19 protein-coding genes are annotated in these 21,939 nt (G+C 49.1%); 8 read left to right on the top strand and 11 right to left on the bottom strand.

From position 1 onward, the window contains the following. Positions 1-557: 557 nt before the first annotated feature. Both gltB and AC0IXI_RS02470 read left to right on the top strand, forming a co-directional pair. Positions 558-5,015, top strand: a complete 4,458-nt coding sequence (gene gltB / locus AC0IXI_RS02475; RefSeq protein ID WP_134184826.1) for a glutamate synthase large subunit — start codon at positions 558-560, stop codon at positions 5,013-5,015. Positions 5,016-5,024: 9 nt separating this feature from the next. Next, positions 5,025-6,443, top strand: coding sequence for a glutamate synthase small subunit (locus AC0IXI_RS02470; protein WP_471681881.1), 1,419 nt, complete (start codon positions 5,025-5,027; stop codon positions 6,441-6,443). A gap of 98 nt (positions 6,444-6,541) precedes the next feature. Here the strand turns inward: AC0IXI_RS02470 and AC0IXI_RS02465 are convergent, their stop codons facing one another. From AC0IXI_RS02465 to zapE, 8 genes are all read right to left on the bottom strand, one after another. Then, entirely contained in the window at positions 6,542-8,041 is a 1,500-nt protein-coding gene (locus tag AC0IXI_RS02465; protein ID WP_064514119.1) for an MFS transporter, read from the bottom strand. Positions 8,042-8,131: 90 nt separating this feature from the next. Beyond that, positions 8,132-9,031 carry an N-acetylneuraminate lyase gene (gene nanA, locus AC0IXI_RS02460; protein ID WP_471681880.1) on the bottom strand — a complete coding sequence of 300 codons (900 nt, stop codon included), beginning with the start codon at positions 9,029-9,031 and terminating at the stop codon, positions 8,132-8,134. Positions 9,032-9,211: 180 nt separating this feature from the next. Beyond that, a complete protein-coding gene (locus AC0IXI_RS02455; RefSeq protein ID WP_064514123.1) occupies positions 9,212-9,994 on the bottom strand; it encodes a transcriptional regulator NanR in 783 nt (260 codons plus the stop codon). Between the two features lie 171 nt (positions 9,995-10,165). Next, on the bottom strand, positions 10,166-10,663 hold the full coding sequence (gene sspB, locus AC0IXI_RS02450) for a ClpXP protease specificity-enhancing factor (protein ID WP_064514124.1): 498 nt from the start codon (positions 10,661-10,663) through the stop codon (positions 10,166-10,168). Between the two features lie 3 nt (positions 10,664-10,666). Further along, positions 10,667-11,308 carry a stringent starvation protein SspA gene (sspA, locus tag AC0IXI_RS02445; protein WP_034498882.1) on the bottom strand — a complete coding sequence of 214 codons (642 nt, stop codon included), beginning with the start codon at positions 11,306-11,308 and terminating at the stop codon, positions 10,667-10,669. Between the two features lie 318 nt (positions 11,309-11,626). After that, positions 11,627-12,019, bottom strand: coding sequence for a 30S ribosomal protein S9 (gene rpsI / locus AC0IXI_RS02440; RefSeq protein WP_034459799.1), 393 nt, complete (start codon positions 12,017-12,019; stop codon positions 11,627-11,629). Positions 12,020-12,033: 14 nt separating this feature from the next. Continuing rightward, on the bottom strand, positions 12,034-12,462 hold the full coding sequence (gene rplM / locus AC0IXI_RS02435) for a 50S ribosomal protein L13 (RefSeq protein ID WP_064514126.1): 429 nt from the start codon (positions 12,460-12,462) through the stop codon (positions 12,034-12,036). Between the two features lie 249 nt (positions 12,463-12,711). After that, on the bottom strand, positions 12,712-13,830 hold the full coding sequence (gene zapE / locus AC0IXI_RS02430) for a cell division protein ZapE (RefSeq protein ID WP_064514128.1): 1,119 nt from the start codon (positions 13,828-13,830) through the stop codon (positions 12,712-12,714). Between the two features lie 180 nt (positions 13,831-14,010). Between zapE and zapG the strand changes: the two genes are divergently transcribed. The 3 genes from zapG (at position 14,011) to degS (ending at position 17,144) form a co-directional block, all read left to right on the top strand. Continuing rightward, positions 14,011-14,412 (top strand): Z-ring associated protein ZapG, encoded by a 402-nt coding sequence (gene zapG, locus AC0IXI_RS02425; protein ID WP_064514130.1) that lies wholly within the window; start codon positions 14,011-14,013, stop codon positions 14,410-14,412. 207 nt (positions 14,413-14,619) lie between these two features. After that, the gene (degQ, locus tag AC0IXI_RS02420; protein WP_134184830.1) at positions 14,620-15,990 is read left to right on the top strand and encodes a serine endoprotease DegQ; all 1,371 of its coding nucleotides are present in this window, start codon (positions 14,620-14,622) and stop codon (positions 15,988-15,990) included. A gap of 86 nt (positions 15,991-16,076) precedes the next feature. Continuing rightward, positions 16,077-17,144, top strand: a complete 1,068-nt coding sequence (degS, locus tag AC0IXI_RS02415; RefSeq protein ID WP_064514134.1) for an outer membrane-stress sensor serine endopeptidase DegS — start codon at positions 16,077-16,079, stop codon at positions 17,142-17,144. 70 nt (positions 17,145-17,214) lie between these two features. On the opposite strand, the gene mdh is transcribed toward degS, so the two are convergent. Beyond that, positions 17,215-18,153 (bottom strand): malate dehydrogenase, encoded by a 939-nt coding sequence (gene mdh, locus AC0IXI_RS02410; protein ID WP_232866313.1) that lies wholly within the window; start codon positions 18,151-18,153, stop codon positions 17,215-17,217. A 434-nt stretch (positions 18,154-18,587) separates the two neighbouring features. Between mdh and argR the strand changes: the two genes are divergently transcribed. The 3 genes from argR to yhcN (AC0IXI_RS02395) all read left to right on the top strand — a co-directional run bounded on the left by argR (position 18,588) and on the right by yhcN (AC0IXI_RS02395) (position 20,083). Further along, the gene (gene argR, locus AC0IXI_RS02405) at positions 18,588-19,058 is read left to right on the top strand and encodes a transcriptional regulator ArgR (RefSeq protein ID WP_034459812.1); all 471 of its coding nucleotides are present in this window, start codon (positions 18,588-18,590) and stop codon (positions 19,056-19,058) included. A gap of 387 nt (positions 19,059-19,445) precedes the next feature. Next, the gene (gene yhcN, locus AC0IXI_RS02400) at positions 19,446-19,709 is read left to right on the top strand and encodes a peroxide/acid stress response protein YhcN (protein ID WP_064514139.1); all 264 of its coding nucleotides are present in this window, start codon (positions 19,446-19,448) and stop codon (positions 19,707-19,709) included. 107 nt (positions 19,710-19,816) lie between these two features. Beyond that, positions 19,817-20,083, top strand: coding sequence for a peroxide/acid stress response protein YhcN (gene yhcN, locus AC0IXI_RS02395; protein ID WP_064514141.1), 267 nt, complete (start codon positions 19,817-19,819; stop codon positions 20,081-20,083). A 67-nt stretch (positions 20,084-20,150) separates the two neighbouring features. Here yhcN (AC0IXI_RS02395) and AC0IXI_RS02390 read toward each other — a convergent pair whose 3' ends face one another. Both AC0IXI_RS02390 and AC0IXI_RS02385 read right to left on the bottom strand, forming a co-directional pair. Beyond that, positions 20,151-20,423: a barstar family protein gene (locus AC0IXI_RS02390; protein WP_134184836.1), complete on the bottom strand. Its 273-nt coding sequence runs from the start codon at positions 20,421-20,423 to the stop codon at positions 20,151-20,153. A 30-nt stretch (positions 20,424-20,453) separates the two neighbouring features. Then, a complete protein-coding gene (locus AC0IXI_RS02385; protein ID WP_471681879.1) occupies positions 20,454-21,908 on the bottom strand; it encodes an NAD-dependent succinate-semialdehyde dehydrogenase in 1,455 nt (484 codons plus the stop codon). Between the last annotated feature and the right edge of the window lie 31 nt (positions 21,909-21,939).

Genomic DNA, 21,939 nt, shown 5'->3' with positions numbered 1-21,939 from the left:
TTTTACGCACGCATAAGATGATTACTTTTCCTTATATTGACCCTCTATTTTTAAAGAATATGTGCCCTTGTGAAAAACAGTGGCATACAACACGCCAGACCTCATTGATAGCACAAGATCCTGCCAACTTAAGCATTGCCAGCACGGTCTGGAATTTTGCAGCCCGCCAGATAGTGAGAGAGATCACAATACCCAGGCGATCCTCCTGCCGCTTAAATACGATAAAAATGATAATAAAATGTTTACATTCATGATGTTAAATACCATTTAGCACATAATCGTATAAATAAGAATGCCATTTGACCTGTGTGCGCTTTCCCGATAACTTGGAAATCCGCTGGAAGCTTTCTGGGTGGGTTCTGTGCCCACCATATTTATGCAGTAATTAAGATTCCCTCTAAAGCAAGTCCTCAATACTTGTGCAACCGGATGCGTTAGACATAAAGAGGGCGACACGCGAGGTGAGCGTAGATGCGCAAACCCCGTCGCCATGCCCTTGCTGCGTCTGGACGCAATCGGTATCGGGAATCACGTAGAGCCTGGGGAGGTTCACTGATATGTTGTACGATAAATCCCTTGAGAAGGATAACTGTGGTTTCGGCCTGATCGCCCACATAGAAGGCGAACCTAGCCACAAGGTAGTGCGTACTGCTATTCACGCACTGGCCCGAATGCAACACCGTGGAGCAATCCTCGCCGATGGTAAAACCGGTGATGGTTGTGGCCTGCTGTTGCAAAAACCTGACCGTTTCTTCCGAATCGTTGCGGAAGAACGTGGTTGGCGTTTGGCAAAAAATTATGCGGTAGGCATGATTTTCTTAAACAAAGACGACGCGCTGGCAAGTGCAAGCCGCCGCATCGTTGAAGAAGAGTTGCAAAACGAGACCTTGTCGATTGTCGGCTGGCGCGAAGTGCCAACCAATGAAGACGTACTCGGTGAAATCGCCCTCTCCTCAAAACCTCGCATCGAACAAATTTTTGTTAATGCTCCGGCTGGCTGGCGCCCACGTGATATGGAACGTCGCCTGTTTATCGCCCGCCGCCGCATTGAGAAACGCATCCAGGATAAAGACTTCTACGTTTGTAGTCTCTCCAACCTGGTTAACATCTATAAAGGTCTGTGTATGCCGGCAGATTTGCCGCGCTTTTACCTGGACCTGGCGGACTTACGCCTGGAATCAGCTATTTGCCTGTTCCACCAACGTTTCTCCACCAACACCGTACCACGCTGGCCGCTGGCTCAGCCGTTCCGCTACCTGGCGCACAACGGTGAAATCAACACCATCACCGGTAACCGCCAGTGGGCACGTGCCCGTACCTACAAGTTCCAGACTCCATTGATTCCGGATTTGCATGACGCAGCGCCATTCGTGAACGAAACCGGTTCCGATTCAAGCTCCATGGATAACATGCTCGAGCTGCTGTTAGCAGGCGGTATGGATATTGTTCGCGCCATGCGTTTACTGGTTCCACCAGCCTGGCAGAACAACCCGAACATGGACCCAGAGTTACGCGCCTTCTTCGACTTTAACTCCATGCATATGGAGCCATGGGATGGCCCGGCCGGTATCGTTATGTCAGATGGGCGTTACGCTGCCTGTAACCTGGACCGTAACGGCCTGCGCCCGGCGCGCTACGTCATCACTAAAGATAAGCTGATCACTTGTGCTTCTGAAGTTGGGATCTGGGATTACCAGCCTGACGAAGTCATCGAGAAAGGCCGTGTCGGTCCTGGCGAGTTGATGGTTATCGATACGCGTATTGGCCGAATTCTGCATTCAGCTGAAACCGATGCCGATTTGAAGAGCCGCCACCCGTATAAAGAGTGGATGGAAAACAACGTCCGTCGCCTGGTGCCGTTTGAAGATTTACCAGACGAAGAAGTTGGCTCCCGTGAAATGGATGACGATACCCTCGCAAGCTTCCAGAAACAGTTTAACTACAGCGTAGAAGAGCTGGATTCTGTGATTCGTGTACTGGGTGAGAATGGCCAGGAAGCTGTGGGTTCAATGGGTGACGACACCCCGTTTGCTGTACTTTCTAGCCAGCCACGTATTATTTACGACTACTTCCGCCAGCAGTTTGCGCAGGTAACTAACCCGCCAATCGACCCGCTGCGTGAAGCGCACGTTATGTCACTGGCAACCAGCATTGGCCGCGAAATGAACGTCTTCTGTGAAGCAGAAGGCCAGGCTCACCGCCTGAGCTTCAAATCGCCAATTCTGTTATGGTCTGATTTCCAGCAGCTGACAACGCTTGAAGAAGAGCATTATCGGGCTGACACGCTGGACATCACTTACGATGCTTCCACCCAGTCGCTCCACGAAACCGTCAATACACTGTGCGATGAAGCTGAACGCATGGTTCGCAACGGCACGGTTCTGTTAGTGCTGTCTGACCGTAACATCGCGAAAGATCGCCTGCCCGTTCCGGCGCCGATGGCGGTTGGCGCGATACAGACTCGCCTGGTCGAGAAAAATCTGCGTTGCGATGCGAACATTATCGTTGAAACGGCAAGTGCGCGTGACCCGCACCACTTCGCTGTTCTGCTCGGTTTTGGTGCGACGGCAATCTATCCATACCTCGCCTACGAAACACTGGCGAAGTTAGTCGACAGCACTGCTATCGAAAAGCCGTACCGTGCAGTCATGCAGAACTACCGCAACGGTATCAACAAGGGTCTGTACAAGATCATGTCCAAAATGGGCATCTCGACTATCGCCTCTTATCGTTGCTCGAAGCTGTTTGAAGCGGTCGGCCTGCATAAAGAAGTTTCTGAGCTGTGTTTCCAGGGCGTTGTCAGCCGTATTGGTGGTGCAGGCTTTAACGACTTCCAACAAGATTTGTTGAACCTGTCTAAGCGCGCATGGCTCGCTCGCAAGCCGCTGGACCAGGGCGGGCAACTGAAATACGTTCACGGTGGTGAATATCACGCTTACAACCCGGACGTGGTTCAGACGCTGCAAAAAGCAGTAAACAGTGGCGAATACAAAGATTATCAAGAGTACGCGAAACTTGTGAACGAGCGCCCGGTGGCAACACTGCGCGATATGCTTGCTCTGAACCCGCAAGATGAAACAGTCAAGATTGAAGATGTTGAGCCTGCCACTGAGCTTTATAAACGTTTCGATACTGCTGCGATGTCTATCGGTGCATTGAGCCCGGAAGCACACGAATCGCTGGCAGAAGCGATGAACAGCATCGGCGGCAACTCCAACTCCGGTGAAGGTGGTGAAGACCCTGCGCGATACGGCACCAATAAAGTGTCCCGTATCAAACAGGTCGCTTCTGGCCGCTTCGGTGTGACCCCGGCTTACCTGGTGAACGCCGATGTTATCCAGATTAAAGTCGCTCAGGGTGCTAAGCCTGGCGAAGGTGGTCAGTTGCCGGGTGATAAAGTTACGCCGTATATCGCAAAACTGCGTTATTCCGTACCTGGCGTTACGCTGATTTCACCTCCGCCGCACCACGATATCTACTCTATCGAAGATTTGGCGCAGCTGATTTTCGACCTGAAACAGGTCAACCCGAAGGCGATGATCTCTGTCAAACTGGTTTCCGAACCAGGCGTTGGCACCATCGCAACAGGTGTGGCGAAAGCCTATGCCGACCTGATTACTATCGCCGGTTACGACGGTGGTACCGGTGCAAGCCCGCTGTCGTCAGTGAAATATGCAGGTTGCCCGTGGGAACTGGGTCTGGTGGAAACACAACAGGCACTGGTTGCGAACGGCCTGCGTCATAAGATTCGCCTGCAAGTTGATGGCGGCCTGAAAACGGGCTTAGACATCATCAAAGCCGCGATTCTTGGCGCAGAAAGCTTTGGTTTCGGTACCGGTCCAATGGTCGCATTGGGTTGTAAATACCTGCGTATTTGCCACCTGAACAACTGCGCAACCGGTGTTGCAACTCAGGATGAAAAACTGCGTAAAAACCACTATCACGGCCTGCCATTCAAAGTGACAAACTACTTTGAATTCATTGCCCGTGAAACACGTGAGTTGATGGCGCAGTTAGGCGTGAAGCGCCTGGTTGACTTGATTGGCCGTACTGACCTGCTCAAAGAGCTGGACGGTTTCACTGCCAAACAACAAAACCTGGATCTGTCGAATCTGCTGAAAACAGCGGAGCCTATGCCGGGCAAAGCAGTCTACTGGACTGAAACGAACCCGCCATTCGATAAAGGCGACCTGAACGCTCAACTGCTCGCTCAGGCGAAGCAGTATGTTGATGACAAGCAGAGCAAAACGTTCTGGTTTGATATCCGCAACACTGACCGTTCAGTGGGTGCCACATTGTCTGGTTATATTGCACAGCATAATGGCGACCAGGGGCTTGCAGCCGATCCGATTAAAGCGCATTTCAGCGGTACTGCCGGGCAAAGCTTTGGTGTATGGAACGCCGGTGGCGTTGAGTTACACCTGACTGGCGATGCCAACGACTACGTCGGTAAAGGTATGGCTGGCGGTTTGATCTCGCTGCGTCCTCCGGTAGGTTCATTCTTCCGCAGCCACGAAGCAACAATCATAGGCAACACCTGCTTGTACGGTGCAACAGGCGGCAAACTTTATGCTGCAGGCCGTGCGGGTGAGCGTTTCGCTGTGCGTAACTCCGGTGCGATTACCGTGGTAGAAGGCATTGGCGATAACGGTTGTGAATACATGACTGGCGGCATTGTCTGTGTCATCGGCAAGACGGGCGTGAACTTTGGTGCAGGTATGACCGGTGGTTTCGCTTACGTGCTTGATGAAGATGGTGATTTCCGTAAACGCGTTAACCCTGAGTTGGTTGAACTGCTCAACGTTGATGAGCTGGCTATTCACGAAGAACACCTGCGCGGAATGATTACCGAGCATGTGCAACTGACGGGTTCCCAGCGCGGCGAAGAAATTCTGGCTAACTGGCCGGAATTTGCCTCGAAATTCACGTTGGTTAAACCGAAGTCCAGTGATGTTAAAGCATTGTTGGGTCACCGCAGTCGTTCCGCAGCTGAGCTGCGGGTGCAGGCGCAGTAAGAGGTCACGATGAGTCAAAACGTTTATCAATTTATCGACTTACAGCGCGTTGATCCGCCAAAGAAACCGCTCAAGATCCGTAAAATTGAATTTGTGGAAATTTACGAGCCGTTCTCAGAAGGCCAAGCCAAAGCACAGGCAGACCGCTGTTTGTCTTGTGGCAACCCGTACTGTGAATGGAAATGCCCGGTTCATAACTACATTCCAAACTGGCTGAAGCTTGCCAACGAAGGGCGCATTATTGAAGCGGCTGAACTGTCTCACCAGACAAACAGCCTGCCGGAAGTGTGTGGACGTGTTTGCCCACAAGACCGTCTTTGCGAAGGTTCTTGTACGCTGAACGACGAGTTTGGTGCCGTCACCATCGGTAACATCGAGCGCTATATCAACGATAAAGCGATTGAGATGGGCTGGAAACCAGACCTGACGGGCGTTAAGCAAACCGGCAAGCGTGTTGCCATCATCGGTGCTGGCCCTGCTGGGCTTGCATGTGCTGATGTGCTGGCACGTAACGGTGTGAAAGCTGTGGTTTATGACCGTCACCCAGAAATTGGTGGCCTGCTGACCTTCGGTATTCCAGCGTTCAAGCTGGAAAAAGAAGTGATGACCAAACGCCGCGAAATCTTCAGTGGCATGGGCATCGAATTCAAGTTGAACACCGAAGTGGGCCGTGACGTTCAGATTGACGACCTGCTGAAAGAGTATGATTCCGTGTTCCTGGGTGTTGGCACTTATCAGTCAATGCGCGGTGGTTTAGAGAATGAAGATGCAACAGGCGTATTTGACGCCCTACCGTTCCTCATTGCTAACACCAAAAAGATCATGGGCTTCTGCGACTCACCAGAAGAGCCGTATGTGAATATGGAAGGCAAACGCGTTGTGGTACTTGGCGGTGGTGATACCGCGATGGACTGCGTGCGTAGTTCTATTCGCCAGGGTGCAACGCACGTCATCTGTGCTTACCGCCGTGATGAAGAGAACATGCCGGGCTCTAAACGCGAAGTGAAAAATGCGCGTGAAGAAGGTGTTGAGTTCCAGTTCAACGTGCAGCCACTGGGTGTCGAAGTGAATGGCAACGGTCGCGTATCGGGTGTGAAAGTGGCTCGTACTGAGCTGGGTGCACCGGATGCCAATGGCCGCCGTCGTCCAGAAATTGTCGCTGGTTCAGAACACGTTGTGCCTGCCGATGCGGTGATTATGGCGTTTGGTTTCCGTCCACATGCCATGCAGTGGCTGGAAAAACATAGTGTTGAACTCGATAGCCAGGGCCGTATTCTGGCACCGGAAGGTAGTGATAATCCATTCCAGACCAGCAACCCGAAAATCTTTGCTGGCGGTGACGCTGTTCGTGGTTCCGATCTGGTGGTAACTGCAATCGCTGAAGGCCGTAAAGCGGCTGACGGGATACTGAACTTCCTTGAAGTGTAATTTGTCTGTCAGGTAGCGATTCGCTTACCTGACTTATCAATACGAAAAGCCCGGTGATATGAAAATCACCGGGCTTTTTTATGTTCTATCAGACTGCTTTATTTCACAGCTTTGTGCATCATCGGTCCCTTAACCGCCCCTTCTTTAACAACACCAGCCCCACTAAACGGCTTCCCATCTATTGCATCGTGAGTCCGTACTGCTTCAGGATGAATCCAGCGCTGAATCCGTGATGGCATATCCAGGCCAATCAGCAGAATGACTACAAAGGTCAGGCTAAACGAAAGCGACGCAAGTGCAGTGCCTAAATCGAGGCGCTGAGCAATAGTGGCGCCAATTATCGGAGCCAGTGCACCACCCAGCGCACCAACGTTATAGGTAAAGCCCAGACCCGCAGCACGCTGTTCGGTATCGAAATAACCACCAATCAGTTTTGGTAAAATACCTGCGATTCCTTGCCCCAACATCTGTTGTAAGAACAACAGCAGACCCAGCACCCAAATGTTACCGCCACCAATGGCAAATACCGGAATAATCAATAATTGCGACGCCAGGAGACTGCAGACATAAGCTTTGCGAGTACCTAACCAATCACCGAGGAAACCACCTACACAGCAACCGACTGCAGCACCAAAACCGCTAAAGAACAGGATATGTGCAACGGTTTTTGGGTCGTAGGCCAGCTCAGTTTTCAGATATGTTGGTAACAGTGCCTGAATAGGCCATGAATAAAGGAAGGCAAAGAACACCACAACCATCAGTGTGACACCTGTTGGCCAGCGCTTACCGCTGCTTTGCACCATAAAGCTGATGAACACCGCAGCACATATCAAACCTAGTACAGCAATAAGTACCGCGTTGCCAAGGTTACCGGCAAAACAGAAGTAAAGCGCCGTTGCAACGACAACTGTCAGGCCAATATTGATAACCCGATGCTCGCCACGGTACAAAATATCCACCATGGTTTTGGTTGGTTTTGTATCAGCAAACTTCTCTTTCCAGTCTTCTGCTTCCGGAATATTTTTACGCAGCCAGAGCGCAAAGATAATAGGCAAAATACCGATGAAGAACAGCGCGCGCCAGCCCCATGCCGGTACCACAACGCTATATACTTGAGCTGCAATCACTGCGCCTACAGAGAAGCCTGAGATAAGAAAGCCACTCGCCTTATTACGCATATGTTTAGGCCAACTTTCGATGACATAGGTGGCGCTAGACCCATATTCACCAGCCATCCCCATGCCAATCAGCAGACGAGCAAGAAACATCGTCGTAAAGCCTGGAGCAAAGCCGCATGCCAGCGTACCGAAAGAGAACAACACGATGCTGGTTATCATCGCAAGCTTTCGGCCATAACGATCGCCCATTGCACCTAGAACCAGACCGCCAAACCAGCGCGAGATAAAGGCCGCAGAGATCAAACTCGCCGCCTGAACAGTGGTAAGGCCAAATTCACTTTGAATTTCAGTTAGTACTAACGCTATCAAGACAAAATCAAAACCATCCAATAAGTAGCCAATCCAGGCGGCTGAAAATGCTTTCCATTGCGGCTTAGTTAAATGGCGATACCACGGGATCCGTTGGGCAGTGTTATTCATAAAGCACTCCCGGTACGAGTTCGTAAAAACTCGTCCTTTAGTTGGGTCTGATTAGGTATGGTTTACAACACCATGGTTTATTTATCTCATTCAGAACGCTACACGTTCTTCCTGAAGCTGGGCTGCGAGTGCTTTAAGCTCTGGTAGATAATGCTCTTCCACTGGCGAGAATGGTTTGCGACACAGCGGTACAGCAACAACATCCATGTAATGCAGTAAAGTTTTCAGTCCACGGAAAACACCCACTTTAATCAGTACATCAATAACTTTATTACATTCACTTTGAAGCTGACTGGCACGTTGCATATCGCCGCTCTGAACTGCTTGCCTGATTGCCTGGTAGCGCCATCCCATTACATTGTAAGTACTACCAATACCACCATCTGCTCCTGCAACCAGACCAGATGCAAAGATCTCGTCATAACCGTTGTAGAGCACCAGATCTGGATGGGCACGACGGATCTGTTCCATTTGGTAGAGATCACCCGACGTCTGTTTTAATGCTCCCACACCCGGCAAATTGATTAAGGTATCAATTTGCTCGAGAGTGAGTTTCACGCCACTTAATGCTGGTATGTTGTAGACCAACATTGGCAAACCTTCAGATGCATCAATTACTGCGCGGTAGTGATCGCAATGTTCATTGAAACTAAATGGATAGTAGAATGGTGTTACGGCGGAGACGGCATCAAAACCGTAGCGGTGTGCGGCACTCGCCAGCACCTGGCTCTCATGAGTACTGATACTGCCTACATGCGCAATCAGAGTTATTTTCCCTTTGGCTTCTTCAGCAACGATTTCGAGCACTTGCTCACGTTCCTGCGCACTCTGTAGAAAGGCCTCTCCTGTCGATCCTCCTACGTAGATACCATCTATACCCTGTTCAATATTGAAACGAACCAGACGGCGCAAGCTGTCGGTATCTACCTGTTGTTGCTGATTGAACGGAGTAAGCAGTGCGGGCATCACACCGCGAAGATTCTGTGTCATATACGCCTCTATTGTTGTCTGGTTTCTTAACATAACGATATACCTTTATACCTGTTATACCAGATCAAAAAGTAAACACCACATCACTAAGCGCTCAGGATGCGATCTTGCTCATATGAAATTATGATGGTTAATGAGACGTACTAAAAAATCGTGCGAGGGATCTCAGATTAAAGTTGGCTACTTCTTGGAAGTGCGTTTGCGCGGAGTGGGATAGTAGGAGGCGAACACGCTTTTCAAATGAACTTTTAATGCCGCGTCAGCAGCATCAGGATCACGAGCCTGAATCGCGTTATAAATCTCAATATGCTGTTGATAGCTAATGTTGTTGTGGGCATGAAGAACGTCCTGAGAAACCGTTGGACGCGCCGCAATCAACCAGTCTAGCAATGCGACATGCACTGCCATAAAGATCGGATTATCAGGGATCTCCGCCAATTCCCGGTGGAATTCGATATCGGATCGAATAAACAGATCGTTATCATCCAGGGCCTGGTTGTTCATCTCCAGCGCTTTTCCAAGACGAGCTATTTGATCGTCTGTGGCAAATTCAGCGGCATAGCGAACCAGGCTAGATTCAAAAAACATACGCAATTGTTCAAAGTGCGCAATCCCGCCAGGACGCGAAAGGAAATCTTTCGCTACACCAGACAACTCACCAATGATGGTATCTGCAGAAGGACGAGAAACGCGAGCGCGCTCTCCGTTACTAATTTGCACCAGACCTTTTCTTTTAAGTGCCGCCAGTGCTTCACGAACTGAAGGACGACCAACATTGAAAAAGGCCATAAGTTCGCGCTCGGAAGGCAGTTGTTCACCTTCAGCAAACTCACGTCTGCGAATCATTTGCTCAAGCTCTTCTTCTACCATTTCAGAGAGCTTTTTACGCGCAAGCGGGCGACGGCGCATCGTATGACCGATGGTCTCAGTCGTCTCAGGTGGTTGCTCGTCAAATGTACTCATAGCGTCAGAATCGGCCGTTTATGGAAGAAGCATCGCAAATAATATAGCCGAATCATAACACAGCAAATCATGTCTTACGTAAAGATGCAGTCTGTCAGCTTGTTTAAGACAATAAAAAGCCAGTCATAAGACTGGCTTCGATTTGCACTTTGAGGGGCATGATTTCGCGAGTTACTTCACAACGCGTAATGCCGGACGGCCACCACGTGGTGGGGGCTCGTCATCCGGACCATCGTCATCTTCATCGTGATCGGGGCGTGAGCCATCGATCACCTGCATCACCATTTCTGAATCCGATGGTTGCTGCTCAATATCGTTATGACTTTCACCATCTTCGTCATAGATGGTTTCCGGCTCGAACATGGTGCCAGCACCATTTTCACGCGCGTAAATAGCCAGAACCGCAGCCATAGGAACAAACACCTGACGTGGCACACCACCGAAACGCGCATTAAAACGCACATCACTATTGGCTAGCTCCAGGTTTCCTACCGCTCGCGGCGCGATATTCAGGACAATTTGCCCGTCACGTGCATATTCCATAGGCACATGCACGCCTGGCAATGTCACATCCACAACCAAGTGCGGTGTGAGCTGGTTATCCAGTAGCCACTCGTAAAAAGCACGAAGCAGATAAGGGCGACGTGGTGACAATTGCGACATTTCCATCAATTAGCCCCGGGTCTGAAGACGCATTTCGCGCTCAGGTTCGGTCAAAGAAGCGAGGAATGAATCACGCTCAAACACGCGAGTCATATAGCCTTTCATCTCTTTAGAACCCGCGCCTGTCAACTCAATACCCATCTGCGGCAAACGCCACAGCAGCGGCGCCAGGTAGCAATCTACCAGGCTGAATTCATCACTCAGGAAGAAAGGTTTCTGAGTAAATACAGGTGCGATGGCCAGTAGTTCTTCACGTAATTGCTTGCGTGCAGCATCAGCTTCTTGAGCAGAACCGTTCATCACGATGTGCATCAGTGAATACCAGTCTTTCTGGATACGATGCATGTACAGGCGACTTTCACCACGTGCAACCGGATAAACCGGCATTAATGGTGGGTGCGGGAAACGCTCATCAAGATATTCCATGATGATGCGGGATTCCCACAGGGTAAGTTCGCGGTCAACCAGGGTCGGTACGCTGTGATTTGGGTTGAGGTCAATCAGATCCTGAGGCAGGTTATCCGTTTCCACATGCTCAATTTCAACGCTAACACCTTTTTCAGCCAGTACGATACGCACCTGGTGGCTATAGATGTCAGTAGGACCGGAAAACAGCGTCATCACCGAACGTTTGTTGGCAGCGACAGCCATGAAAACCTCCAAGTTTATCAGAAAATTACTGCTAATAGCCGCAAGCGGCAACTAACCTGACCGTTTGATACCCAAGACGCCGGAACACCACCAGTTGCCAAAAAAGAGGCAAAAACAAACTGATGCCGACATGAGGGCAGAAAATTGGTTGATAGTTTACCAGATTTTACGGGTTTTGTGGGGGATGGATCTGGATTTTGACTGAAAAGCTAGTGCTATCATGAAGTTAGCAACACTAAATATAATTTTCAGGCATAAAAAAACCCGGTACAAGACCGGGTTTTTTCGCAAATTGTATTCTGCAAAAGCAGACGACAATTAACGTTTGGAGAACTGAGGACGACGACGTGCTTTACGCAGACCGACTTTCTTACGTTCAACTTCACGAGCATCACGAGTAACGAAACCAGCTTTACGCAGTTCGCCACGCAGGGACTCGTCGTACTCCATCAGAGCGCGGGTGATACCATGACGGATCGCACCAGCCTGACCAGAAGTACCACCACCTTTAACAGTGATGTACAGATCGAATTTCTCAACCATATCAACCAATTCCAGCGGTTGACGAACTACCATGCGGGCAGTTTCACGACCGAAGTACTGTTCCAGAGAACGTTGGTTGATGATGATTTTACCGCTGCCCGGTTTGATAAAAACGCGAGCTGCAGAACTTTTGCGGCGACCAGTGCCGTAGTATTGATTTTCAGCCATTGCCATAATCCCGATTAAATGTCCAGAACTTGCGGTTGCTGTGCCGCGTGGTTGTGCTCGGTGCCCGCGTAAACTTTCAGTTTACGGAACATAGCACGGCCCAGCGGGCCCTTTGGCAGCATGCCTTTAACCGCGATTTCAATCACACGCTCAGGATGGCGAGCAATCATCTCTTCAAAGGTCGCTTGTTTGATACCACCGACGTAGCCGGTGTGGCGGTAATACACTTTGTCAGTACGCTTGTTGCCGGTTACAGCAACTTTTTCTGCGTTCAGAACGATGATGTAATCACCAGTATCAACGTGCGGAGTGTATTCCGCTTTGTGCTTACCGCGCAGACGGCTAGCCAATTCAGTAGCCAGACGACCTAAGGTCTTACCGTCAGCGTCAACAACGAACCAGTCGCGCTGTACGGTTTCTGGTTTAGCTGTAAAAGTTTTCATTAAAAGCTTACCCAATATATAGTTACACGTAGGTGTTCACCCAAACGTTTAAAATCAGTTCAAGGTTCACACGACAAAGTCCGGCAAACCTACCCCTTCGAATAGCCAATGCCAGCACGACCAAGTTTTGGGAAAAAAACTTTGGTTGTAACGTGGGGTCGCAAGATTATAGGGAAGTCGCCCCTAAAGGTCGAACCTTTTTGTCGTTTTTGTCTCACTTTATAGTCAGCCCCAATTGCACATTGCCGTTTAAGGCATATGTGGCAACCGCAAATACTCTTCACTTTGCATTTCCTGCAGGCGCGACAGGCAGCGCTGGAACTCAAAGCGCAGCCTTTCCCCCTGGTAAATATCAAACAGCGAAACTTGTGCTGATACCACCAGCTTGACGTGACGTTCGTAAAACTCATCTACCAGTGCGATGAAGCGACGCGCTTCATTTTCATTACGCGTATTCATTACCGGTACATTAAACAACATCACGGTATGGAACAGACGCGACAATGCGATGTAGTCATGCTGACTGCGAGCATCGACACACAATGTATTGAAATCAACAGCAAGCGTTTGATTGGCAAGACCTAAAGTGGCTAATGGACGATGATTAATTTCCAGCACTGGCTCTCCTTCCCGCGCCGCACCGGCCAGCGCTGTGTAGAGTTTTTCCATTTGCCCTGCGGTTTCGTCATTAAGTGGGGAAAGCCATAAATGGGCCTGGGTCAACGTTCTCAAGCGATAATCGATACCCGCATCAACGTTCATGATTTCACAGTGGCGCTTTATCGCGTCAATCGCAGGGATAAATCGCGGCCTCTGTAGACCGTTACGATACAGATCATCCGGCGGAATATTGGATGTAGCCACAAGCGTAATACCGCGAGCAAACAGCGCTTGCATTAGCGTGCCGAGCAACATCGCATCCGTGATATCCGACACGAAAAACTCATCAAAACAAAGAATGTCCGTCTGGGATTTGAAGCGGTCTGCAATGACTTCCAGTGGATCTATTTGCCCCTGTAACTCAGCCAGTTCTTCATGTACACGCAGCATGAATCGATGAAAGTGCAACCGTAGCTTGCGTTCGCCAGGTAAACTCTGAAAAAACATATCCATTAACCAAGTTTTCCCTCGCCCCACTCCACCCCACATATACAGCCCACGGACAGGCTCCTGATTTGTCGAAGCGCTACGTTTACCAAAGAGTTTGCCAAAGAAATTACCGCTAGCTGCCACTGTTGGCGTTTGACTGGTTAATGCCTGCCAAATGACGTCCAGTCTGGCGACAGCCTCACGTTGCACATCATCCGGTTGATAGCTGCCCTCGGTCAGGGCTTGTTGGTAGCGCGATGCAGGGGAGAGATTTTGCATGGTATTATGGTATTCCCTTAAAAATCGGATTGCCGTTTACTTAATGCTCAAAAAAGGACGGTTGTCGAAAAAAAGGCCGTTCTACCCTAAGCGATGCTGCGTCAGGATTCCACTTCTCTTAGGTTAACGGTTATAGTGGCTACATTACCCTACGGAAACACAATACAACGGGAGAAGTTCATGACCTGGGAATATGCGCTAATTGGGTTAGTTGTTGGCATCATCGTTGGTGCAGTTGCTATGCGTTTCGGCAACCGCAAGCTGCGTCAGCAGCAAGCTATGCAGTACGAGATTGAGAAAAACAAAGCGGAACTTGAAGAGTATCGTGAAGAGTTAGTCAGCCATTTTGCACGTAGTGCCGAATTGCTCGATAACATGGCTGATGATTACCGCCAGCTTTATCAACACATGGCAAAAAGCTCCAGCAGCTTGTTGCCAGAAATGTCAGCAGAAGCGAATCCATTCCGTAACCGCCTCGCTGAGTCTGAAGCCAGCAACGATCAGGCACCGGTTCAAATGCCGCGTGACTATTCCGATGGCGCATCCGGTTTGCTGCGTACCGAACGCGCAAAACGCGATTAATCACAATTCTGTATTTTTTCCTGGGGTACGGTTTTCGTACCCCAATCTCTCTCACGCACAGCTATCATTTACTAGTATCTCATCACTCTATAACAACATTGTTACCCGGTTGATATTTCAATAACATCGGAGTGTCATCCCCTGTAGCTTGATAGATGACAGGTCGGTCGGGTTTTCCTTTTTCCAGGTCACGAGAGCAAGCCACCAATGAAGAAACAAACACTGTTGTTGAGTGCATTAGCGATAAGTATCGGACTAACTTTCGGTATTGCATCGCAGGTAAATGCGGCGTTGCCAGCACAAGTTCCGGGCCAGGCAGCAATACCAAGCCTTGCACCAATGCTGGAAAAAGTATTACCCGCGGTAGTCAGCGTGCAGGTAGAAGGCACAGCTGCAGCACCGAGCCAGAAAGTCCCAGAAGAGTTTAAAAAGTTCTTTGGTGATGACATGCCACCATCGGAATCTCAGCCATTTGAAGGTCTTGGCTCTGGCGTCATCATCAATGCAGAGAAAGGCTATGTGTTAACAAATAATCACGTCATTAACCATGCTGAGAAAATCAGCGTGCAGTTAAATGATGGACGTGAGTTTGATGCCAAATTAATTGGCGGTGATGACCAAAGTGATATCGCACTGATTCAAATCCAGAATGCGAGTGGCCTGACGCAAATCGCCGTGGCTGATTCAGACAAGTTGCGCGTTGGTGATTTCGCGGTAGCCGTAGGTAACCCATTTGGCCTTGGGCAAACAGCCACATCAGGTATCGTTTCAGCACTCGGTCGTAGTGGTCTTAACCTTGAAGGGTTAGAAAACTTTATTCAGACAGATGCTTCCATTAACCGTGGTAACTCCGGTGGCGCGTTGCTGAACCTGAACGGCGAGCTTATCGGCATTAATACCGCGATTCTCGCGCCAAGCGGCGGTAGTGTCGGTATCGGTTTTGCTATTCCAAGTAATATGGCGCAAACCCTGGCTAAACAACTGATGGAATTTGGTGAAATCAAACGCGGCTTGCTCGGTATTAAAGGTACTGAGATGAGTGCGGATATCGCTAAAGCCTTCAACCTCACAACTCAGCGTGGCGCGTTCATCAGCGAAGTCTTACCGCAATCAGGTTCAGCAAAAGCAGGCGTGAAAGCCGGTGATGTGATTACTAGCCTGAATGGCAAAGCCATCAGTAGTTTTGCTGAATTGCGAGCTAAAATCGCCACAACTGAACCCGGAACTGTAGTGAAACTGGGCCTACTGCGCGATGGGAAACCGTTGGAAGTGAGCGTGACGCTGGATAAAAGTACTGCATCATCAGCCAACGCAGAACTGATTATGCCAGCCTTACAAGGCGCAACCCTGAGTGATGGCCAGTTAAAAGATGGCACTAAGGGCATTAAACTCGACAGCGTTGAAAAAGGTACACCTGCGGCACAAGCCGGGTTACACAAAGATGATTTTATCATTGGCGTGAACCGCGAGCGGGTCTCAAGTATCGCGGAAATGCGTAAGGTTCTGGAAAGCAAACCAGACGTCATTGCGTTGCATGTGGCGCGTGGTGAAGAGAGCATATATCTGTTAGTACGTTAATCTGATCAGTAATCGGACATCTCTGTACGATGTCCGATTAACTCATGCTATTCTGCTTCCGGCTTATTATTAACTAATTCAAATCCATGTTTCTAAAGATATTACGCTCGGTGGTAATTGGCCTGATTGTGGCTGGATTGTTGTTGGTTGCATTACCAACGCTGCGCCAGAAAATCGTCCCTTTAGCCCCCTCAAAGTTTGACAGTGCTGATGAAACTCCGGTGAGCTACAACTCTGCGGTGCGACGCGCTGCGCCTGCTGTGGTAAACGTATACAACCGCAGCATTGGTAACAATTCGCAAAATCAGCTAGAAATTAAAACTCTCGGTTCAGGCGTCATCATGGACGAGCGTGGTTACATCATTACCAATAAACACGTTATTAATGATGCCGAGCAAATCATCGTTGCACTGCAAGATGGCCGTGTGTTTGAAGCGCTACTGGTTGGCTCCGACAGCCTTACCGATCTCGCTGTGTTGAAGATCAATGCCACCAGCCTCCCCGTTATTCCTATCAACAATAAGCGGGTGCCGCATATTGGTGATGTCGTCATGGCGATTGGCAACCCGTATAACCTTGGGCAGACCATTACGCAGGGGATAATCAGCGCGACGGGTCGTATTGGCCTTAGCCCTTCAGGCCGCCAGTCATTCCTGCAAACTGACGCCTCAATTAACCACGGTAACTCAGGCGGTGCGCTGGTTAACTCACTAGGTGAGTTAATGGGTATTAACACGTTGTCGTTTGATAAAAGTAATGATGGCGAAACACCGGAAGGTATTGGCTTTGCAATCCCGACTCAGCTTTCCACCAAAATCATGGATAAGCTTATTCGCGATGGCCGCGTGATTCGTGGCTACATAGGTATTGGCGGGCGTGAGATAACACCATTGCATGGCCCGGCTACCGGCATTGATCAGATTCAGGGGATTATCGTTAACGAAGTTTCACCTGGCGGTCCAGCGGCGAAAGCAGGCCTTCTGGTTAACGACGTGATTATTTCGGTGAACAATAAACCAGCGATTTCGGCATTAGGCACTATGGATCAGGTGGCAGAAATTCGCCCAGGCTCAGTCATTCCGGTTGAAGTAATGCGCGATGATAAGAAGCTGACGTTACAAGTGACGATTCAGGAATATCCAGCCACTAACTGATAAATGCTGAATCACAGGCAATAAAAAACCGGAACTCAGTTCCGGTTTTTTTATCACTGAAGCCTGGTGTTTACTTGTTAACGAACTCTTCACCAAGAGTAATATCTTTCTTCAGGGTATCCAGCATACCTTCCAGCGCCTGGTGCTCAAACGCACTCAGTTTGCCGTAAGATTTGATCTCTGCAATACCGTTTTTACCCAGCAGCAGCGGCTGAGAGAAGAAACGAGCATGCTCGCCATTGCCTTCAACATACGCACATTCAACCACATTGCTTTCGCCTTGCAGCGCGCGAACCAGAGACAGACCAAAACGTGCAGCAGCCTGACCCATTGACAGGGTTGCAGACCCGCCACCAGCCTTCGCCTCTACAACTTCAGTACCTGCATTCTGAATACGCTTAGTTAAATCAGCAACTTCCTGCTCAGTGAAGCTTACGCCTGGGATCTGAGACAGCAGTGGCAGAATAGTCACGCCAGAGTGTCCGCCAATAACAGGGACTTCGATATCGGTCGGCAGTTTGCCTTTCAGCTCAGCAACAAAGGTGTTGGAGCGGATGATGTCCAGCGTAGTTACGCCAAATAATTTGTTTTTATCGTACACACCTGCTTTTTTCAGCACTTCCGCTGCAATAGCAACGGTGGTATTCACAGGGTTTGTGATAATACCGATACAGGCTTTAGGGCAAGTTTTAGCAATCTGTTGAACCAGATTCTTCACGATTCCCGCATTGACGTTAAACAGGTCAGAACGGTCCATACCTGGTTTACGTGCTACACCGGCAGAGATAAGCACCACATCCGCACCAACCAGTGCAGGAGTTGCATCTTCACCACAGAAACCTTTGATTTTTACATCGGTCGGGATATGACTCAGATCGACTGCAACACCTGGGGTTACAGGTGCAATATCATACAGAGAGAGTTCTGAACCTGAAGGCAGTTGGGTCTTGAGTAGAAGGGCAAGCGCTTGGCCAATTCCGCCTGCTGCGCCGAGGACTGCAACTTTCATCCTAAACTCCTTATTATGGTTAGCAAATAGGTGCCGTAACTCCATGCGGTGGCGACCATAATCCAGAGAAGGGGTAATTACAATATTCCCGCTCAAGGTTTGCGAAGTTACGCAATCCTGAAACGTTACTGCTGCATTTACTCGCCGGGTGGAAACGACGCCTTAGCGCCCGGTCACAACCTGATGTTGTCACATCAACAGGCGGTTACATTACCCCTCCCTACGCAGCAAAACAACATCATTTTGATAACATTTAATTTACCTAACAACTTATTTTCGAGTCGTGACGAAGGCATGTTTCTCGATAACAAAATTTGATAAAATCAGCCCCTTTCATAACATTATTTCAAGCTTACACCCAGCCATTGATTTGCATAAAAATTCATTTAAATGCATAATAATGTTATCTTTGCTGACCTGAATATGGGTGACCTATGCGTATTTCCTCAAAACAAGAAGAATTAGTCAAAGCATTCAAAGCATTATTGAAAGAAGAGAAATTTAGTTCTCAAGGCGAGATCGTCCATGCCTTGCAAAATGAAGGTTTCGAAAACATTAACCAGTCCAAAGTATCCCGCATGCTGACCAAGTTTGGCGCGGTGCGTACTCGCAATGCAAAAATGGAAATGGTGTATTGTTTGCCTGCTGAATTGGGTGTGCCGACCACATCCAGTCCATTAAAAAATCTGGTACTGGATATTGATTACAACGATGCCGTTGTCGTTATCCACACAAGCCCGGGTGCTGCACAGTTGATTGCACGCCTACTGGATTCTTTAGGTAAAGCTGAAGGGATCCTGGGCACGATTGCCGGAGACGACACTATCTTTACTACGCCTGCCAAAGACTTCACGGTTAAAGAGCTTTATGAAGCGATTCTGGTGCTCTTCGAACAAGAGCTTTAAGTCTTAAAACGGCTGTTCCCGCTGTTATTGAACGGCGGGAGCAACCTGCTTGATAACATCCTTCTGTTTTCTTGTACCTGCCTGCAAATTTCATTCTTCACATCTGCTCCTACTTTAAAAACCCAACCCATCAGCAAGTTATGTGATGAACCGCACAAAAAGTCAAAGTCTGATATCTCATTGTTTTTACTTATATTTAACATAGACAAAGCAATAAAAGATCATTTTTAATAACTTTACGTAATAAAGAAAACCTCTATTATTGTAAAGTTTCATAGAGAATAATTAGCGTGGTATTAATTTTCAACGTTATTAGTGTATACTTGATTTTGTGATGAGGGTCACGGAACGAGGACCCAAATAAAAGAATACGACGAGGTAAAAATTATGAACATGAAATCAACAGTAGTAGCCGCCAGCCTGCTTTCAATGCTGTCATTTGGTGCTTTCGCAGCCACATCTGTTAACGCAGAACAGGCACAGAATCTTCAGCCGATAGGCACAGTTTCTGTAAGCCAGATAGGGAGTGCACCAATGGATATGCACCAAATGCTGAATGAAAAAGCTGAAGCGAAAGGTGCATCTTCTTATCGCATCGTTGAAGCACGTTCTGGTGATGCATGGCACGCCACTGCTGAGCTGTATAAATAAGCCTGGCAGGTATAAGTAATACCGATTAATCAAAACGACGACCCCAAGAACAATAAACGCAGTTAAGCCCTTCCGGTCGTTGAGAACATAATTCAGGAGTAGACATCATGAAAACCAAATTAACCATCGCAGCACTGAGCCTTTTCTCTGTTATCTCTTTCGGCGCTAACGCAGCCGCGCATCAGGTAAACAGCGAACAAGCACAAAACATGCAATCTATGGGTAGCATTTCTGTCAGTCAGACTGGCAGTGCGCCAATGGATATGCGTCAGGAATTATCACAGAAGGCGACTAAAGAAGGTGCATCGGCATATCGCATTACCGAAGCACGTACTGGCGATAGCTGGCACGCCACCGCTGAACTGTATAAATAAACCCTCGTCGTCAAATTCTGACGACTTTGCCCCCGCTCGCGGGGGCTTTTTTATATCTAAAATAGCGTTAGCCGCGCACGTTAAAGCGCAATTGCCCTTCCAGCTCTTCCTCTGCTTCGTCAAAAAGCAAAATCAAAGCCCCGTAACGCCGCCTTTGCATCTCTGGTAAATGAACAAACTCGATTTCCGCCGGGAGGGGTAAAGTGCCCCCGACGACCACATCCCATAAGCTGTCGAGATCGTGGACCTGCTTTTTCTCAAGTTGAAATGCCTGGGTAAAGTGACGATAGAATCCAGGCTGGTCTTCTATCTGACTAAAATCAAAGGTGTATTTTTTCATTGCTTGCCACCTTAACCAGAACGAATCGCTCTACAACCCACCAATATGCAAGGTTTTGACTTCCAGAAACTCATCCAGACCCAATACCGAACCCTCACGACCAAGACCGGACTCTTTCACGCCGCCAAATGGTCCCAGTTCAGTCGAAACTGCGCATTCGTTAATCCCTATCATCCCACTTTCAAGCGCCTGAGAGACACGGAATACGCGCGACAGATTCTGAGTATAGAAGTAGGCTGCCAAACCAAATGGCGTATTGTTCGCACGCTCAATAACTTCCTCTTCCGTTTTGAATCGGAAACAGGCAGCCACCGGGCCAAAAGTTTCTTCCTGCGCCAGTTTCATGTCGTCATTAGCATCGACAATCACCGTGGGTTGCCAGAAATTGCCACCCAATTCATGGCTCTTGCCACCCACCAGTACTTTGCCCCCCTTCGCTTGCGCATCTTCCACGTGTTCACAGACCTTATCGACTGCGGATTTCTCAATTAATGGCCCGATGGCGACGCCCTCTTCCAGGCCATTCCCAACTTTGAGGGCTTTAACCGCATCGGCCAGCTTGTTGACGAACTGGTCGTAAACCTTTTCCTGAATAAAGAAACGGTTAACACTGACGCAAACCTGCCCGGCGTTACGGAATTTGTTAGCAATCGCACCTTTCACGGCTTCATCAATATCGGCATCATCAAAGACGATATACGGCGCGTTACCGCCTAATTCCATGGAGACTTTTTTCATGGTTTCCGCAGCATTGCGCACCAGCGTTTTGCCAACGGCGGTGGATCCAGTAAACGAAATCTTCCGCACTTCATGGCTCGCCATTATCGCGTCGCTGATTTCTTGCGTATTACCGGCTACAGCATTTAGCACGCCATCAGGCACGCCTGCTTTCTTCGCCAGCGCCAGTAAAGCAAATGCCGATAGCGGCGTGTTATTAGCAGGCTTGATGATTCCGGTACAGCCCGCGGCGAGCGCCGGGCCGAGTTTGCGGGTCAGCATTGCCATCGGGAAATTCCACGGAGTAATGGCGGCTACAACGCCAATCGGTTCACGGGTGGCGAGAATGCGTGAGCCCGGTTTGATCGCAGGTATAATTTCACCATTTGCCCGTTTAGCCTGCTCCGCAAACCACTGAATAAAACTCGCGGCGTACTCGACTTCCCCTTCTGCCTCTTTCAACGGTTTGCCTTGTTCGGTAGTCATCAAGCGGCCGAGCCAGCTTTTGTTCTCAATTATCAACTGGAACCAACGGTAGAGAATGGTGGAGCGTTCTTTGGCGGTTTTTGCACGCCATGCGGGAAAGGCTTTAACGGCAGCGGCAATAGCTTCTTCAGCCTCTTTTTTACCAGCCTTTGCGACTTTGGCGACAACCTCGCCCGTTGCGGGGTTAATAACCTCGAAAGTTTCACTCAGCTTGCGCCATTCACCATTTACGAGATAGCCAGTGTTGAATAATTCACTGTCCTGGAGTGCCTGATTTGTCATAGTTTTCTCCTGTTATGAATTGGGCATCTGA

The sequence above is a fragment of the Buttiauxella sp. AC038 genome (assembly GCF_979253565.1).
Note: the sequence above shows the minus strand (reverse complement) of the source record. Positions and strands in the feature narration are given on the sequence as shown.

What these genes read in the sequence shown, in the direction of transcription:
- gltB (WP_134184826.1), top strand. Translation starts at nt 558, where the DNA reads ATGTTGTACGATAAATCCCTTGAGAAGGATAACTGTGGTTTCGGCCTG.
- AC0IXI_RS02470 (WP_471681881.1), top strand. Translation starts at nt 5,025, where the DNA reads ATGAGTCAAAACGTTTATCAATTTATCGACTTACAGCGCGTTGATCCG.
- AC0IXI_RS02465 (WP_064514119.1), bottom strand. Translation starts at nt 8,041, where the DNA reads ATGAATAACACTGCCCAACGGATCCCGTGGTATCGCCATTTAACTAAG.
- nanA (WP_471681880.1), bottom strand. Translation starts at nt 9,031, where the DNA reads ATGACACAGAATCTTCGCGGTGTGATGCCCGCACTGCTTACTCCGTTC.
- AC0IXI_RS02455 (WP_064514123.1), bottom strand. Translation starts at nt 9,994, where the DNA reads ATGAGTACATTTGACGAGCAACCACCTGAGACGACTGAGACCATCGGT.
- sspB (WP_064514124.1), bottom strand. Translation starts at nt 10,663, where the DNA reads ATGGAAATGTCGCAATTGTCACCACGTCGCCCTTATCTGCTTCGTGCT.
- sspA (WP_034498882.1), bottom strand. Translation starts at nt 11,308, where the DNA reads ATGGCTGTCGCTGCCAACAAACGTTCGGTGATGACGCTGTTTTCCGGT.
- rpsI (WP_034459799.1), bottom strand. Translation starts at nt 12,019, where the DNA reads ATGGCTGAAAATCAATACTACGGCACTGGTCGCCGCAAAAGTTCTGCA.
- rplM (WP_064514126.1), bottom strand. Translation starts at nt 12,462, where the DNA reads ATGAAAACTTTTACAGCTAAACCAGAAACCGTACAGCGCGACTGGTTC.
- zapE (WP_064514128.1), bottom strand. Translation starts at nt 13,830, where the DNA reads ATGCAAAATCTCTCCCCTGCATCGCGCTACCAACAAGCCCTGACCGAG.
- zapG (WP_064514130.1), top strand. Translation starts at nt 14,011, where the DNA reads ATGACCTGGGAATATGCGCTAATTGGGTTAGTTGTTGGCATCATCGTT.
- degQ (WP_134184830.1), top strand. Translation starts at nt 14,620, where the DNA reads ATGAAGAAACAAACACTGTTGTTGAGTGCATTAGCGATAAGTATCGGA.
- degS (WP_064514134.1), top strand. Translation starts at nt 16,077, where the DNA reads ATGTTTCTAAAGATATTACGCTCGGTGGTAATTGGCCTGATTGTGGCT.
- mdh (WP_232866313.1), bottom strand. Translation starts at nt 18,153, where the DNA reads ATGAAAGTTGCAGTCCTCGGCGCAGCAGGCGGAATTGGCCAAGCGCTT.
- argR (WP_034459812.1), top strand. Translation starts at nt 18,588, where the DNA reads ATGCGTATTTCCTCAAAACAAGAAGAATTAGTCAAAGCATTCAAAGCA.
- yhcN (WP_064514139.1), top strand. Translation starts at nt 19,446, where the DNA reads ATGAACATGAAATCAACAGTAGTAGCCGCCAGCCTGCTTTCAATGCTG.
- yhcN (WP_064514141.1), top strand. Translation starts at nt 19,817, where the DNA reads ATGAAAACCAAATTAACCATCGCAGCACTGAGCCTTTTCTCTGTTATC.
- AC0IXI_RS02390 (WP_134184836.1), bottom strand. Translation starts at nt 20,423, where the DNA reads ATGAAAAAATACACCTTTGATTTTAGTCAGATAGAAGACCAGCCTGGA.
- AC0IXI_RS02385 (WP_471681879.1), bottom strand. Translation starts at nt 21,908, where the DNA reads ATGACAAATCAGGCACTCCAGGACAGTGAATTATTCAACACTGGCTAT.